Raw genomic sequence first — 15,934 nt, forward strand, 5'->3', positions numbered from 1 at the left:
CGGGCGCGCTCGCCGCGACCGGGCCCGCCGGCTAGAGTCGAGGGCCGCGCATGCGGCCCTTCTTCTTTCCGACCGACCCGATGCCGTTGCCCGAGTCCGCATCCCGCCGGCTGCCGCTGGCCGCCTTCGCCGTGCTGCTTGCGCTGGCGTGGCTGGCCTACCTGCCCGGGCTGTCGGGCGGTTTCCTGTTCGACGACCTCATCAACCTCGACGCGCTGGGTCGCCAGGGTGCGATCGACGATTGGCCCGCGTTCTGGCGCTACCTCACCTCCGGCACCGCGGACCCGACCGGCCGGCCGCTCTCGCTGCTGAGCTTCCTGCTCGACGCGCGCGACTGGCCGGCGGACCCGCGCCCGTTCCTGCGCACCAACGTGCTGCTGCACCTGCTCAACGGCGCGCTGCTGTTCGCGTTGCTGCGGCGGCTGGGGCGCCATGTCGACGGCCCGGGCGCGCGCACGGACTGGGCGGCCGTGCTCGGCGCCGCGGCATGGCTGCTGCATCCCCTGCTGGTGTCGACCACGCTGTACATCGTGCAGCGCGAGGCGATGCTGCCGGCCACGTGCGTGCTGGCGGGGCTGCTGGCCTACGTCCACGGCCGGCGGCTGCACGCGGCGCGGCCCCGCGCCGGCGTGGCGTGGATGGTGGCCGGCATCGGCCTGGGCACCCTGCTCGGCGTACTGGCCAAGGCGAACGGCAGCCTGCTGCCGTTGCTGGCGCTGGTGCTCGAGGCCACGGTGCTGCGCGCCGGCGACGGCGACGACGCGCCCGCCACCGCGCGCCGGCTTCGGGGGTGGCAGCTCGTCCTGCTGTGGCTGCCGACGCTGCTGCTGGCGGTGTACCTCGCCCGCTTCGCGCTGATGCTGCACGACCCGATCGACGTGCGCAGCTGGACGGTCGCCGAGCGGCTGATGACCCAGCCCCGCGTGCTGCTCGATTACCTGCAGCTGCTGGCGGTGCCGCGCGTGCTGTCGTCCGGGCTCTACAACGACGCGTACGCCGTCTCGACCGGCTGGCTGTCGCCGTGGACGACGCTGCCGGCACTGCTGGCCATCGCCGCGCTCGGCATGGGCGCGTGGCTCGCACGGCGACGGTGGCCGGTCGCGGCGGCCGCGGTGCTGTTCTGGCTCGCCGGGCACATGCTCGAGTCGAGCCTGGTGCCGCTGGAGCTGTATTTCGAGCATCGCAACTACCTGCCGGCACTGTTGCTGGCGTGGCCGTTGGCGCGCGCACTCGTGCGCTGGCGCGCGGCTCCGGCGCTGCGCGTGCTGGTCGCCGTCGCCGTGCTGGCACTGCTTGCGGGCACCACCTGGCAGCGCGCCATGTTGTGGGGCCAGCCGGCGCGGATGGCGCGCGTCTGGGCCCTGCAGCATCCCGGGTCGCCGCGTGCGCAGGCGACGGCCGCGATGGACGCGATGCGCGCGGGTCGCGCCGACGTGGCCGTCGTCCAACTCTCGACGCTGGCCGATACCGTGCCGACGGAGCTGCAGGTCGTGCTCAACCTTGCAGATGCCCGTTGCATGACCGGCGGCATCGACGCCAATACGACCCGGCGCGTGTCGCACGCGCTGGCAAATGCGACGCACGGCCAGCACCTGGCCTGGCGCTGGCTGGACGGCAGGATCGACCGGGTGGCCACCACGCCGTGCGCCGGGATCGATCCCGATGCACTCGCCACCTGGGTCGATGCCCTGGCGGGCAATCCCGCCATGCGCAGTCCGGGCCGCCGGCAGGACGCGGCCGCGCTCGCCGGCCGGCTCGCGCTGCTGCGCGGCGACGGCGACGCGGCCCTGGCGCATTTCGACCGCGGCCTCGCCGCGGACCCGCGTCCCGACGCCGCCGCCAGCCAGGCCGCCCTGCTGGGCCGGCACGGTTACGCAGCGCAGGCCCTGGCGCACCTCGAGCACTACGACCGCCTGCGTGCCGACGCGCCGCGCGACTCTGGATTCGCCATGCCGCGCCTGCACCGGTGGATCCTTGCGCGGCAGGGCTATTGGCCGCGCGAGTTCGCCGCCTTGCGCCGGCAGTTGCACGCGGATCTGCGCGACGCGGGCCACGGCGACGACGCGGCGGCGATCGGTCACACTCCCCGCCCATGACGCGCCCGACCCTTCACGGCGCCGCTTGGGCGCTCGGCCTCGTCGCCCTGGTGCTGCTGGTCTACTGGCCCGGCCTCGGCGGCGGCTTCGTGTTCGACGATTTCCCCAACATCGTCGACAACCCGCGCGTCCACGTCGATGCGATGGCGTGGTCGCGCTGGATGGCCGCGGCGTTCGCGTCCGACGCCGGCCCCGCCAGCCGCCCGCTGGCGATGCTCACCTTCGCCGCCCAGCACTACGCCACCGGGCTGGACCCGTGGTGGATGAAGCTGGCCAACGTCGCGCTGCATGCCGGCAACGCCCTGCTTGTGCTGGCGCTGGTGGCGAAGCTGCTTGCGGTGGCCTCGCCGGAGGCGCCCGCGACCCGACGCGCGTGGACGGCGCGGCTGGTCGCCGCGGCCTGGGCGCTGCATCCGATCCAGCTGATGCCGGTGCTGTTCGTCGTGCAGCGCATGGAAAGCCTGTCGCACACCTTCGTGTTCGCCGGCCTGTGGCTGTACCTGCACGGGCGGCAGCGGATGCACGAAGGCCGCCGCGGCTGGCCGTGGGTGCTGGCGGGCCTGCTGGGCGGCACCGTGCTCGGCGTGCTGGCGAAGGAGTCGGCCGTGCTGCTGCCGCTGTATGCCTTCCTCGTGGAGCTCGCCATGCGCCTGTCGGGGCGGCACGACGCGTCGCGCTGGCTCGACCGCCGCATGGGCGTGCTGTTCGCGGCCGTGCTGTTCCTGCCCGCGGCCCTCGGCCTGGCCTGGCTGCTGCCGCAGATGCTCGCGCCCGGCGCGTGGGCGGGCCGCGACTTCACCCTGGCCGAGCGCCTGCTGACGGAACTGCGGGTGGTGGTCGACTACGCGCGCTGGATCGTGCTCCCCGACATCGGCCAGTTGAGCCTGTACCACGACGACTACGCCATCTCGCGCGGCTGGCTGCAGCCGTCGACCACGCTCGCCGCGGCACTGGTGCTCGGCGCGATGGCCGCCCTCGCCTGGTGGCTGCGGCGGCGCGCGCCGCTGGCCACCCTGGGCATCGCCTGGTTCCTGGCCGCGCATCTGCTGACGGCCACGGTGATCCCGTTCGAGCTGGTCTACGAACACCGCAACTACTTCGCCGCGCTGGGCCTGTGCCTGGCGGCCGGCGCGCTGCTGCTAAAGGCACCGCCACGTATCGCCCGGGCCGGCGCGATGGTCGCGGGTGTCGTGGTCCTCGCGTTCGCAGGACTGACGCACCTGCGCGCCCGGGAATGGAGCGACCCGTTCCGCTTCGCGGCGAGCGAAGCCGCCAAGCACCCGCAGTCGCCGCGCGCCACCTACGCGTACGGCAAGCTGCTGGCCGACGCGAGCGGCTACGACCCGGCCTCGCCGCTGTTCGAGGCGGCGGTCGATGCACTGGAGCACGCGCGCACCGTGCCCCGCAGCGGGATCCTGCCGCACAGCGGTTTGCTGTTGCTGGCACAGGCCGCCGGGCGGCCCGCCGATCCCGCGCTGTGGACCGACATGCAGGCCCGGCTGCGCCGCGACCCGATCGGCCCGCAGGAGACCGGTGCGCTCGGCGGGCTGGCACGCTGCGCGCGCGATGGCGGTTGCCGCTTCCCGCCCGGTGCGATGGACGCCACCTATGCCGCGGCGCTCTCGCGCGGACCGGACGCGGAACTCCTTTCGCAGCTGGCGGACCAGCGGCTGAACCTGCATGGCGACATGGCCGGCGCGCTGGCCCTCATGCAGCGCGCCGTCAACCTGCGGCCACGGACGCCGCAGTACCGCGTCAACTTCGCGCGCATGCTGATCGCCGCGGGACAGGACGAGGCGGCCCGTCGCGAGATCGCCACGCTGCGGGCCATCGGCCGCGCGGGCAGCACCGAGCACGACGCGCGCCTGCTCGAGCAGCGGCTCCGCCACCCGCCGGGGCGCGGCCAATGAGGCGCCGCACGCGCGTCATGCTGGTGGCGACGTCGTACCCGCGCGACCTCGGCGACTGGCGCGGACTGTTCATCCGCCACCTCGCCGACGCGCTGGGCCGGCGCGACGACCTGGACGTCGGCCTCTGGGCACCGCCCGGCGAGCACCATCCCGCGGTGCGTCCGCTGTCGACCGATGCCGAGCGTGCGTGGCTCGAACGGCTGATGGCGGCCGGCGGCATCGCGCACCTCTGGCGTCGCGCGCCGCTGAGCGGTCCGCTCGAGGCGTTCCGCCTGCTGCGCCACCTGCACGCGGCCTTTCGCCGGGACACGCCCGACGTGCGCCACGTGAACTGGCTGCAGAACGCCCTGCCCCTGCCCGACGACGGGCGTCCCCTGGTGGTGTCCGCGCTCGGCACCGACATGAAGCTGCTGGGCCTGCCGCTCGTGCGGCAACGCCTGCGGCGGGTCTTCGCGCGGCGCGCGACGGCGATCCACCCGAACGCCGACTGGATGGTGCCGCCGCTGCGCGCGGCGTTCGGCGACCTGGCCGACGTGCGCTTCCTGTCCTTCGGCATCGACCCGGGCTGGTTCGCCGTGGAACGCGCGCCGGCCACCCCGCCGCGCTGGCTGGCCGTCACCCGGCTGACGCGAGACAAGCTGGGCCCGCTGCTCGAACGCGGTGGCGACTGGTTCGCCGGCGGCGCGCGCGAACTGCACCTGTTCGGCCCGATGCAGGAACAGGTCGCCCTGCCCGCTTGGGCCCACTACCACGGCCCGGTCGGCCCCGACGTCCTGCGGCGCGACTGGTTCCCCACCGCGACCGGGCTGGTCACGCTCAGCCGCCATGCGGAAGGCCGACCGCAGGTGATGCTCGAGGCGATGGCCGCGGGCCTCCCGATCCTCGCGTCCGACATGCCCGCGCACGCGGGCTTCCTGCGCCACGGCGAGACGGGCTGGCTGTGCGATCCACGCGACGACCTGGCACCCGCCTTCACCGCACTCGAGGCGGGCGAACGCAACCGCGCCATCGGCATGGCGGCACGCGACTGGGTCGCCCGCGAGGTCGGCACGTGGGACGATTGCGTCGCGCGCTACGTGGACAGCTACCGGACGCTGCTGGGGACATGACCGACCAACGCGACGCCATCGTGGTGCTGGGCGCCGGCGGCTTCATTGGCCGCCATCTCGCCGAGGCGCTGGCCGCAGGCGGCACGCCGGTGGTTGCCGCAACGCGCCGGCCCGCCGCGTTCTACCACCCGGGCATCCGGAATATCGTGTCCGACTACACCGAGGCGGCACAGTTCGTGCCGCTGCTGGGCGACGCGCGCGCCGTGGTGCATGCCGCCTCCGACACCACGCCGGGCAGCACCGCGGCGCAGCCGCAGCTCGAGGGCAACCTGCGCACGACCCTGGCCCTGGTGGAGGCCCTGCAGGATGCGCCCTCGACGCGCCTGGTGTACCTGTCGTCGGGCGGCACGCTGTACGGCGACCGCGAAGGCGCCGCGCTGGAGACCGACCCGCTGCAACCGCGTTCGTACCACGGCGCGGGCAAGGCGGCGGCCGAACACTTCATCCAGGCCTGGACGGCGCAGTACGGCGGGACCGCCGTGGTGCTGCGCCCGTCCAATGTGTACGGCCCGGGCCAACCGCCGCGCGCGGGCTTCGGCATCATCCCCGCCGCCTTCGACGCCGCCCTGCACGGCACGCCGCTCACGGTGTGGGGCGACGGCGCAAGCGTGCGCGACTACCTGTACGTGGACGATCTCGTGGCGTTGTGCCGGCGCGTGCTCGACCGCGCCCTCGCGCCGGGCACGCACGTGTTCAACGCCGCATCGGGCGAAGGACTGGAACTCGAGGCCCTGCTCGACGCGATCGACGCGACGACCGGCGCCCCGCTCCGGCGGGACGCCCAGCCCTCGCGCCGGGTGGACATCCGCTCGATCGTCCCCGACGCCACGGCCGCGCGCACGACGTTCGGGTGGGCGCCGGCGGTCCCGCTGGCCGAGGGCCTGGAGCGGACATGGACCTGGTTCCGTACCCGGCGGTAGACCGGCCGGAGCGGCCGGTGGTCTCGGTCTGCATCGCCAACTACAACGGCGAGGCGCTGCTGCCGGACTGCATCGACTCGGTGCTGGCCCAGGACGTCGACGCCGGCGTGGAGATCATCGTCCACGACGACGCGTCCACGGATCACTCCTTGCGGTTGCTCCGAGATCGGTACCCGGGCGTGGAGGTGCTGGCCAGCGGCGTCAACGTGGGCTTCTGCGTCGCCAACAACCGCATGGTGGCCCACGCGCGCGGCGAGTACGTGCTGCTGCTCAACAACGACGCCGCGCTGCAGGCGGACGCCCTGCGCACGCTGCTCGACGCGGCGCGCGCGGGCGACACCGGCATCCTGACGCTGCCCCAGTACGACTGGGAGAGCGGCGTGCTGGTGGACCGCGGCTGCCTGCTCGACCCGTTCTACAACCCCGTGCCCAACCTCGATGCCGCGCGCAGCGACGTGGCCTACGTGATCGGGGCCTGCCTGTGGATCCCGCGGGCCCTGTGGAACGCGCTGGGCGGGCTGCCGGAATGGATGGAGTCGATCGGCGAGGACCTCTACCTGGGGTGCCTGGCGCGGCTGCGCGGGCATCCCGTCCGTGCGCTCCCCGCCAGTGGCTACCGGCACCGCCAGGGCGCGAGCTTCGGTGGCAACCGCGTGGCCGGCGCCCGGCTGGACACGACGGTACGCCGGCGGCGCCTGAGCGAACGCAACAAGACCGCCGCGCTGGTGGTGTGCACGCCGACCGCCGCGGCCTGGCCACTGCTGCTGGTGCACGTGGGCGCCCTCGCGATCGAGGGCGTGGTGGTGGCGCTGCTCAATCCCCGCGCCGGGGTCTGGCGCGAGGTCTACCACCCGGCCTTCGCGTCGCTGCGGAAGGACTGGCCCGCACTGCGGGCGCGCCGGGCGGACGTCCAGTCCCGCCGCTCGGCGTCGCTGGCCGAGTACCTGTCGTGCTTCGTGCCCTGGCCGCGCAAGCTCGCGTTGCTGGCGCGGCACGGGGCGCCGCGGGTGCGCTGAGGCGCCGGGTCAGGCCGAGCGGCGATAGAGGAACAGCGGCTCGGCCGGATTGACCCCGTACCGCACGGGATCGATGTCCGGCAGCAGGTCGGCGTGGCGTCGGATGTCCGGCGCCAGGCCGGCGCGCGCGAAGGCCTCGAAGATGTCGCGCCCGTACAGGCGCACGTGGTCCGCCTGCCCGTAGGCCTGGAAACGCGCGACCGGATCGGTGATGCCGGGATCGGCCCACGTCCGGTGCAACACCTCGCTGTAGGGCGTTTGCAGGATCGCGATCCCGCCCTGCGCGAGTACCCGGGCGATCTCCTCGAGCGCCTTCGCATCGTCATCGACGTGCTCGAGCACGTGGTTGGCGAGCAGCACGTCGACCGAGCCTGCATCGAAGGGCATCCGCAGGAGATCCACGCGTTCGATGCCCGGCCGCGACGGATACAGGTCGCAGGTGACGTGGCGCGCGGGCGCCGCGGACGCGATGCGCGCTGACAGGCGGGGCTCCGGCGCGAAGTGGACGACCGTTCGGCCCCGCAACGCATCGAACAGGCCGAGCGCCTGCAGGTAGAGGTACAGGTGCCGCTCACGGTCGTGGCTGCCGCAACGGGGGCACTCGAACGCGTCCCGGTTGCTCCCGACCATGCCAAGCGCGCGCATCAGCGGTGCGGATGCCTTCGACCCGCCTTCGTACGGCATGAAGCGCCACACCCGGTGCCCGCACAGCACGCAGGTCCTCCGCCCGCCGGGCAGCCAGCCGGCGGCGGCGTATCGCATCAGTCGAAGGGGCTTCAGTGCCATCGTCCGTTCACCGGTGGTAGAGCACGCGCGGCGCGCCGCGCAGTCGATGGGCCGCGGCGCCGGCCAGCTCACGCCAGGCCGCGCGTGCAATTGCCGCGCATGCAAGTCCGACGGTGCGCAACGGTCCGGCGGGGGATGCCGCCAGCACGCGCGGCACCCATGCCCTCAGCAGGTCGACATCCCGCGTGCGCAACGCGCGGAACGCCACGCGGCGCAGGAAGTCCGCCTGCCCGCGCGCGAGGTCGTCCGCGGACACGCGCGACCGCGGCAACCGTTCGAGCGCCGCCCAGTACAGCTCGCGCACCCGCGCGTTCGCCTCCGCGACCATCGATCCCCGCGTCGCCACGCGATAGACAACCATCGGCTCGCCGAGGTGCAGCAGGTCGCCGTGCTGCGCGTGCATCAGGTGCACGCGGTAGTCCAGCAGCGGATCCTCCATCGCAAGCCACGCGTCGCGGTGGGCGGACCGGCACAGCATGGAACTGTTGTTGAGGAAGTTGCCGCCGCGCAGGAGCGCGCCGAGATCGATCCGCGCGTCACCGGCGTCGTTGAAGACACCCAGCGGAAATCCCTCCAGGTCGACTGCAAGGGCATTGGCGTACACGGCAGCGCATCCGGGTTCGGCCTCGAGCGCGGCCAGCTGCCTCGCCAGCTTCCCTTCGAGCCAGTAGTCGTCGCCGTCGAGCCGGGCGATGTACGCGCCGCGGGCGCGCGCCACGAGCGCCTTGGTGTTGGCGGACGCACCGACCCGCGCGGCGTGCCGCACGTGGTGGACCACGTCCCCGTGCTGCGCCGCCAATGCCGCGGCGACCTCGCCCGTGCCGTCCTCCGACGCGTCGTCCCCGACCAGGATCTCGAGCTCGAACGGACCCCGTTGCGCCAGCACGCTGCCGACGCATTGCGCCAGGTAGTCGCGCTGGTTCCGCGTGGTGATGCAGACCGACACGAGGGGACGCCCGGTCATGCGAGTGCCCGCCGCGACAGCATCCGCACCTCGTCCAGCGCGGGATTCCGCAACACGATCGCGACCAGCAGGTAGGTCGCCGCCGAGGCCAGCCCGGCCGCGAGAAGCCAGGGCCCGCCAACGGGCAGTGCGTCGAGCGAGAACCACCCCGTCGCCGCCGCAAACGCGGTCCCGGCGACCGTGGCCCCCTGGTCGCGCATCTGCGCCAGCAGTCCGTAGCCGACCATGCGATGCGCGAACCAGGTGTTGGCAACCACGCCCACGATCCCCGCTGCAAGCAGCGCCCATGCGATGGCGACCGGTCCGTGCGGTGCGGCGATCAGTACCAGCGGGATCGCGATGGCCTTCTTCACCACGGTCAGTCGAAGGAACAGGTCGGACCGGCCGAGGGCATTGATGGCGGCCAGGTTCAGTACGTGCAGCGGCCAAAGCGAGGAGCCGAGCGCCAACACCGCCAGGATCGGCGCCACCGCGCCCCATCCGGGCCCGTAGAGCAGCGCTACGAGGTGCGGAGCGGCAAGCGCGATGCCCGCCATCACCGGAAGGAACAAGAACATCGAGAGGCGCAGCGCACGCCGCAATGCCTCGCGCAACCGATCCCTGTCACCGGCCACGCTCGACAGCACCGGTAGCCCCACCCGGTTCAGCAGAGACGCGATGAAGCTGGCAGGCGCCTGCTCCGTGTTCTGCGCGAGGGTGAAGTAGCCGAGGACACGCGCATCGAACAGGCGCCCCAGCAACAGCGACTGGAGTCGCAATGACACGACCTCGAGCAGGTTGGCTGCGATCACGTAGCCGCCGAACCCGAAGAGGCGGCCGAACGCGACCCGATCGAAGCGGCCCCGAGGCCGCCACCCGGTCGCCGTCCAGAGGCACATGGCCCGCATGGCCGCCGTCACCGGCGGCATCCACGCGAGGCTCCAGACCCCGTAGCCGCGCCAGGCCAGCGTGATCGCGACCACACCCGCAGTGGCCGACGAGACAGCCTCGGCACGCGCACGAGTCCGGAAATCAAGGGACCTCGAAAGCAACGCGTCCGGCACCACGGCCAACGCCGCAAGGGGCACGACCAGGACGGCGACCGCCATCAGCTCGACGAGCCGTGGCTGGCGATAGAACGCCGCGACCGCGGGCGCGGCCAGCCAGAGAAGGCCCGCCACTCCCACGCCCATGGCCACCGAGAACATGAAAACCGACGTCTCTTCGTCGTCGCTCGAAGCCCCTCGCTGGACGAGCGCCGCGCCCAGCCCGGAATCGACCAGCAGCGCGCCGAGGCTGGTGAACACCAGCAGCATCGCCACGAGTCCGAAGTCCGCCGGTGCCAGCAGGCGCGCGAGGACCAGCGTCACGCCGAGCTGGACGGCGTGCCGGGACGCGATCTCCAGGGCGCCCCACCAGGACGCGCGGGCGGCGCGATCGGCGAGCGGTGGCGTCGTCACTGCCCGCCGCCCCATCTCGGATCAAGGAACCGGCCCGCAGGGTCGCCTTGCAGGGCCGACTCGATCGCCTGCCGGATGCCCGGATCGAGCTCGACCGCGGGGCGCCGCCGGGCATTGCGCAACACGCCGTAGGCGGACCCGTCGTCCTCCGACGCGGAGCGCGCGATGAAGGCGCGGACCTGCGGTGACATGGGCAGGCCCACCGCGCCGAATACGCGCGCGAGGGTCGCGTCCGTGTCCGCGACGAGGTCTTCGTAGCGGACCAGCGTGAACCGTGCCGGGTACCGGTCCGCGAGGTCGAGGAACAGGCGGGCCAGCGCGTGCCAGCGCGTGAATCCGTACCAGTTCTCCGCCTGCCCGGCGTTCTTGGAAGGCGCGTCGCGCCATTCGTCCTCGAGGCGCCACGCGTCCCTGAACTCCCTGGGCGCAGCCGTCCAGGAGGCGATGACCGCCCGCGGGTCGCGGACGAGGCCGACCGCATGCAGGCCCGGCAACCGCTCCAGCAGGGGCCCGAGCAGGTCGTGGAACCGCACCTCCTTGTAGACCAGGTGCGTGGAGGCCGCCTTGTCGAACGTCAGTTCGTATCCGGCCAGAGCGGACCCGTCCCGCTGCAGCACGAAATCGTCGTCGGTTTCCAGCAGGTCCGCGAAGAAGGCCCGCATCCGCGCCGCGTCGCTGGCCGGATCGATGCGGCCGCGGAAGGCGTGGGAAAAGAACGGCTGGTAGCGGTAGGCGACGCGCTCGCTGCTGTTGAACAGCTGCCCGAGCCAGCTGGTGCCCGATCGGGGCGCGCCGTGGACGGCGACGATGCGCGGGGCCGCGGTGCCGTTCACGACAGTGCGCGCGCCTCGGCGGGCGACAGCAGCTCGTAGTCGGGCAACAGTGCCTTGCAGCCCTCGACCCCGAGATGCATCAGTCCGTCGATGATCGACAGGTGCTCCGGGCCGTCCGCCAGCTCGACGGGAGGAACGCGAGTGCGCAAGAAACGGAGCTCCACACCGGCATCGGTGAATGCCGCTTCTTCATAAAGCGAGCCCCCCCCGATCGCATTGACGTATCGCGTCGCACCCAGCTGGCGGCAGAGTTGCAGGATGCCCGCCTGCCCTGCCTCTCGGCGCGCGCCACGAACGTCCGATGCAAAAAGCAACCTGGAGCCTGCTCCGAACTGGCCCAGGATGACCTGCAGGAGATTCGCGTTGAACCTGGCTACGTTCGGCTCGTTGAAGTTCACGGTATCCATGAGGACCCTGGCCACCGCGCGGTACGCGGGCGCGGCCCCGTAGGCCTCCCGGACCCTGCTGGCGATCACGGCCTGGGTGTTCCCCAGGACATAGCGGCGTTCGTTGATCGTCGTGTTTCGCGGACTCTTCTGCACCGGCATGGAAAGCCATTCGCTCCGGCCTCCGCGACGGATCCGGTTCCGATTCATCCAGCCCCGCTCCACGTACTGCACGTCGTCGAGGAAGACGAACGCGTCGACGGCGGCCATCAACTGGAAGTAGCCGATGTAGGGAAAGAAGTAGGGCTGCATGATCGCGACGATCATTCAGCGCGCGTCCCCACCGCCCGGCAGACCGAGGCGATCGCCGCCACGTCATCGTCCGAGAGCGTTGCGCCGGTGGGCAGCACGACCACGCGACCGGCCACCGCGACCGTCGCCGGCAGACGCTCGCCGGCGGACGGGTCGAGGTCGCGGTACGGCTTCATCGCGTGGCAGCCCGGCCAGAAATACTTGCGGGCGCGCACGTTCTCCGCCACCAGCGCATCGACCAGGGCGTCGCGCGAGGCCGGGAACGCCTCGCCCACCTCCAGCACGACGTACTGGTAGTTGGGATCGTCCTGCGCTGCGTACTCGATGACCGACAGGCCGGGCACATCGGACAGCGCTGCCCGGTACGCGTCGTGGTGCCGACGGTTCGCTTCCACGAACACGGGAAGCGCGTCGAGGTTGACCAGCCCCATCGCCGCGTTGACCTCGGTCATCTTCCCGTTCGTGCCGGGATGGACGACATCGTCCAGCCCGATGAACCCGAAGTTCCGCATCAGCCGCATCGTTTCGGCGAGCGCGTCGTCGTCGGTCAGCACCGCCCCGCCCTCGAAGGTGTTGAAGACCTTGGTGGCGTGGAAGCTCAGCACTTCGCACCGGCCGAAGCCGCCGATCTTGCGGCCGGCGTGGGCGCAGTCGAAGGCGTGCGCCGCGTCGAACATCAGCTGCAGGCCGTGTTCGTCCGCGATGGCCTGCAGCGCCTCCACCGGTGCCGGCCGGCCCCACAGGTGCACGCCGATGATGCCGGTCGTGCGCGGCGTGATGGCCCGGCGCACGGACTCCGGATCGAGGTTGTGGGTGGCCGGGTCGATGTCGGCGAAGACGGGCGCGATGCCCTGCCAGTGCAGCGCGTGCGCCGTGGCGATGAAGGTGTACGAGGGCACGATGACCTCGCCCTCCAGGCCGAGCGCGCGGATCGCGATCTCCAGCGCGATCGTGCCGTTGCACATCGCCACGCAGTGCCGCACGCCATGCAGCGCGGCGACGCGGCGCTCGAGTTCCTGGACCAGCGGGCCGTTGTTGGTCAGCCAGCGGCGGTCGTGGATCTCGCCCGCCAGCCTGAGGAAGGCCTCGCGGTCCCCCATGTTGGGCCGGCCGACGTGGAGGAGTTCATCGAACGCGGGTGGCGCGCCGTTGATCGCGAGATCGGACGCGCCCTGGATGCGCTTCATGCGTGGTCCCGGTCCTGCCGGAACGTCAGCGCCGTGATCTGCTCGCTCACCAGCCCGATGAGGAACACGATCACCGCCGCGCTCAGCAACAGCGCGCTCATGTTCGTGAAACGGCCTTCGGTCGCGAACGTCCAGGCGTAGTACCCCAGCCCCAACGTGCCGAACCCCATCGCCGCCGGCGCGAACAGCTTCAACGGCGAGTACAGCGTGGCGATGCGGAAGATGATCAGCAGGAACCGCGCCCCGTCGCGCAGCGGCCGGATGTGGCTCCTGCCGATCCGCGCCGCCACCGGGATGGGCACGTAGGCCACCGGGTAGGCGCTGCGGAAGAAGGCCATCGTGCTCGTGGTCGGGTAGCTGAACCCGTTGGGCAGCAGGTGCAGGAACTCGCCGAAGCGCGAGGCGCGGGCCGCGCGGAAGCCGGACGTGAGGTCGGCGACCTTGTGCCCGGTCATCCAGCTGGCCAGGCGGTTGTAGAGCGCATTGGCCGCGCTGCGGCCTGCGCTGGCCTGTCCGGACGCGTCCCGGGCGCCCACCGCCATGTCGTAGCCGGCTTCCAGCCGCTCGAGCAGCGCCGGGATGCAGGCCGGGTCGTGCTGGCCGTCGGCGTCCATGAACACGAGGATCTCGCCGCCCGCGGCACGCGCGCCGCGCTTGATGGCCGCGCCGTTGCCCATGCCGTAGGGTGCGGACAGCACGCGGGCCCCGTGTTCGGCGGCGACCGACGCGGTGGCGTCCGTGGACCCGTCGTCCACGACGATGACCTCCGCCCGCGGCAGGCACGCGCGCAGCGCCGGGAGGGTGCGGCGCAGGCCTTCGGCCTCGTTCCTGGCGGGCAGGATGACGGTGATGTCCGACTGTTCGATCCCCATTCGCGGAAGGGTAGCGCGGAACCGGGCGGGTGCGGTTGGGGGCGCCGCGGCGCCGCGGACGCGTTCGCGGGGTTCGCGCGCGTCGGCGCGCGCCTACGGGGCAGGTTGGCATTCCGGGGCGTTTGGAATCCCGGGCGTTTGGAATTCCGGGGCGATTGGCGTTGCGTTCGGGGAGGGGGCGGAATAGCGTCCGGGACCGGGTTCGGCGTTGGCTTCGGGAACTGGGACGGGTGTCCTGAACGGGCCGTGCGGTGCGTTCGCGTGGTGGGTGCTTTGCGGTACAGTCCGCACGGGGAGAAGTCTTTGGATGGCAAGGGGATGGGCGTCGTGACCGCCAACCTGGTGGGGATCACCGGCATTGCCCGGCGCCTGGTTCTGGACGGCGTCCTCGGCGAGGCCGAGGCGCGCGAGGCGATGGACGAGGCCCAGCAGGCGCGCAAGCCGCTCGCCCGGTGGATCTCCGACAAGAAGCTGGTGACGCCGGCGCAGCTGGCCGCGGCCAACGCGATCGAGTTCGGCATGCCGCTGTTCGACGTGACCGCGATGGACCCGGCGCAATCGGCCATCAAGCTGGTCAGCGAGGACCTGGTCCGCAAGCACGAGGCGTTGCCGCTGTACAAGCGCGGCGGCCGGCTGTTCGTGGGCATCTCCGACCCGACCAACACGCGCGCGCTGGACGAGCTCAAGTTCCACACCAACCTGACGGTGGAGCCGCTGCTGGTCGACCAGGACCAGGTCAAGCGCGCCATCGAGACCTGGCTGGAGAACGCCGACGCGCTGGCCGACGCGGTCGCCGACGAGGAAGGGCTCGAGGGCCTGGAGGTCAGCGGCGGCGACGAGGACCTGGCCGGCGACACCGGCGTCGACGCCAAGGGCGACGACACCCCGGTGGTGAAGTTCGTCAACAAGGTGCTGGTGGACGCGATCCGCCGCGGCGCCTCGGACATCCACTTCGAGCCCTACGAGACCGAGTACCGGGTGCGCCTGCGCATCGACGGCATCCTCAAGCAGGTGGCCAAGGTGCCGGTGAAGCTGCAGGCCCGCATCTCCGCGCGCCTGAAGGTCATGGCGCAGCTGGACATCGCCGAGAAGCGCGTGCCGCAGGACGGCCGCATCAAGCTCAACCTGTCCAAGACCAAGCAGATCGACTTCCGCGTGAGCACCCTGCCGACGCTGTTCGGCGAGAAGGTGGTGCTCCGCATCCTGGACGGCGGCGCGGCCAAGCTCGGCATCGAGAAGCTGGGCTACGAGCCGGACCAGCAGGCGCTGTACACCAATTCGGTGGTCAAGCCCTACGGCATGGTGCTGGTCACGGGCCCGACCGGCTCGGGCAAGACCGTGTCGCTGTACACCGCGCTGAACATCCTCAACGACGAGCAGCGCAACATCTCCACCGTCGAGGACCCGGTCGAGATCCGCGTGCCCGGCATCAACCAGGTGCAGATGAACGCCAAGCGCGGCATGACCTTCGCCGCCGCGCTGCGCAGCTTCCTGCGCCAGGACCCGGACGTGATCATGGTCGGCGAGATCCGCGACCTGGAGACCGCCGAGATCGCGATCAAGGCGGCGCAGACCGGCCACATGGTGCTGTCCACCCTGCACACCAACGACGCGCCGCAGACCATCGCGCGCCTGATGAACATGGGCGTGGCGCCATACAACATCACCAGCTCGGTCACCCTGGTGGTGGCCCAGCGCTTGGCCCGCCGCCTGCACGACTGCAAGCGCGAGGTGCACCTGCCCGAGCACGCGCTGCTGGCCGAAGGCTTCAGTTCCGACGAGATCCACGCCGGGCTGAAGATCTTCGAGGCGGTCGGTTGCCCGGACTGCACCGAGGGCTACAAGGGCCGGACGGGCATCTACCAGGTGATGCCGATGAGCGACGAGATCGCCGAGATCGTGCTGGCCGGCGGCAACGCGATCCAGATCGCGGAGGCCGCCCAGAAGGCGGGCGTGCGCGACCTGCGCCAGTCCGCGCTGATGAAGGTCAGGAACGGCGTGACCAGCCTGGCCGAGATCAACCGGGTGACGACCGACTGATGGCCATCGCGTCATTCCGCCTCCATGGGAACGCGCCCGTGCGCGCGAATGCCGGCATGTCCGG

13 protein-coding genes are annotated in these 15,934 nt (G+C 71.9%); 6 read left to right on the forward strand and 7 right to left on the reverse strand.

What is annotated here, in order from left to right; genetic code table 11:
* Positions 1-50 precede the first annotated feature (50 nt).
* From ACYU7H_RS03840 to ACYU7H_RS03860, 5 genes are read left to right on the forward strand one after another with little or no spacing between them, the layout of a single operon-like run.
* Positions 51-2,096 (forward strand): tetratricopeptide repeat protein, encoded by a 2,046-nt coding sequence (locus tag ACYU7H_RS03840; protein WP_460812615.1) that lies wholly within the window; start codon positions 51-53, stop codon positions 2,094-2,096.
* Positions 2,093-4,006, forward strand: coding sequence for a hypothetical protein (locus ACYU7H_RS03845; protein ID WP_460812617.1), 1,914 nt, complete (start codon positions 2,093-2,095; stop codon positions 4,004-4,006). Before ACYU7H_RS03840 ends, ACYU7H_RS03845 begins: the two co-directional genes overlap by 4 nt.
* Positions 4,003-5,115, forward strand: coding sequence for a glycosyltransferase family 4 protein (locus ACYU7H_RS03850; RefSeq protein ID WP_460812619.1), 1,113 nt, complete (start codon positions 4,003-4,005; stop codon positions 5,113-5,115). Before ACYU7H_RS03845 ends, ACYU7H_RS03850 begins: the two co-directional genes overlap by 4 nt.
* On the forward strand, positions 5,112-6,035 hold the full coding sequence (locus tag ACYU7H_RS03855) for an NAD-dependent epimerase/dehydratase family protein (protein ID WP_460812620.1): 924 nt from the start codon (positions 5,112-5,114) through the stop codon (positions 6,033-6,035). The genes ACYU7H_RS03850 and ACYU7H_RS03855 overlap by 4 nt, the downstream gene beginning before the upstream one ends.
* Positions 6,008-7,051, forward strand: coding sequence for a glycosyltransferase family 2 protein (locus ACYU7H_RS03860; RefSeq protein WP_460812622.1), 1,044 nt, complete (start codon positions 6,008-6,010; stop codon positions 7,049-7,051). The genes ACYU7H_RS03855 and ACYU7H_RS03860 overlap by 28 nt, the downstream gene beginning before the upstream one ends.
* Positions 7,052-7,060: 9 nt before the next feature.
* Here ACYU7H_RS03860 and ACYU7H_RS03865 read toward each other — a convergent pair whose 3' ends face one another.
* From ACYU7H_RS03865 to ACYU7H_RS03895, 7 genes are read right to left on the reverse strand one after another with little or no spacing between them, the layout of a single operon-like run.
* On the reverse strand, positions 7,061-7,837 hold the full coding sequence (locus tag ACYU7H_RS03865) for a class I SAM-dependent methyltransferase (RefSeq protein WP_460812624.1): 777 nt from the start codon (positions 7,835-7,837) through the stop codon (positions 7,061-7,063).
* A 7-nt stretch (positions 7,838-7,844) separates the two neighbouring features.
* Entirely contained in the window at positions 7,845-8,801 is a 957-nt protein-coding gene (locus ACYU7H_RS03870) for a glycosyltransferase family 2 protein (RefSeq protein WP_460812625.1), read from the reverse strand.
* Positions 8,798-10,240: a lipopolysaccharide biosynthesis protein gene (locus ACYU7H_RS03875; protein ID WP_460812627.1), complete on the reverse strand. Its 1,443-nt coding sequence runs from the start codon at positions 10,238-10,240 to the stop codon at positions 8,798-8,800. The genes ACYU7H_RS03870 and ACYU7H_RS03875 overlap by 4 nt, the downstream gene beginning before the upstream one ends.
* Positions 10,237-11,073, reverse strand: coding sequence for a sulfotransferase family protein (locus ACYU7H_RS03880; RefSeq protein ID WP_460812628.1), 837 nt, complete (start codon positions 11,071-11,073; stop codon positions 10,237-10,239). Before ACYU7H_RS03880 ends, ACYU7H_RS03875 begins: the two co-directional genes overlap by 4 nt.
* Entirely contained in the window at positions 11,070-11,786 is a 717-nt protein-coding gene (locus ACYU7H_RS03885; protein WP_460812630.1) for a WbqC family protein, read from the reverse strand. Before ACYU7H_RS03885 ends, ACYU7H_RS03880 begins: the two co-directional genes overlap by 4 nt.
* Positions 11,783-12,958, reverse strand: a complete 1,176-nt coding sequence (locus ACYU7H_RS03890; protein ID WP_460812632.1) for an aminotransferase class I/II-fold pyridoxal phosphate-dependent enzyme — start codon at positions 12,956-12,958, stop codon at positions 11,783-11,785. Before ACYU7H_RS03890 ends, ACYU7H_RS03885 begins: the two co-directional genes overlap by 4 nt.
* Complete coding sequence (locus ACYU7H_RS03895) at positions 12,955-13,830, reverse strand: glycosyltransferase family 2 protein (protein WP_460812634.1); 876 nt, start codon at positions 13,828-13,830, stop codon at positions 12,955-12,957. The genes ACYU7H_RS03890 and ACYU7H_RS03895 overlap by 4 nt, the downstream gene beginning before the upstream one ends.
* Positions 13,831-14,148: 318 nt before the next feature.
* Here ACYU7H_RS03895 and pilB point away from each other — a divergent pair, with 318 nt between their 5' ends.
* Entirely contained in the window at positions 14,149-15,870 is a 1,722-nt protein-coding gene (gene pilB, locus ACYU7H_RS03900; protein WP_460812636.1) for a type IV-A pilus assembly ATPase PilB, read from the forward strand.
* The last annotated feature ends 64 nt before the right edge of the window (positions 15,871-15,934 follow it).

The organism is Luteimonas pelagia (assembly GCF_054776035.1).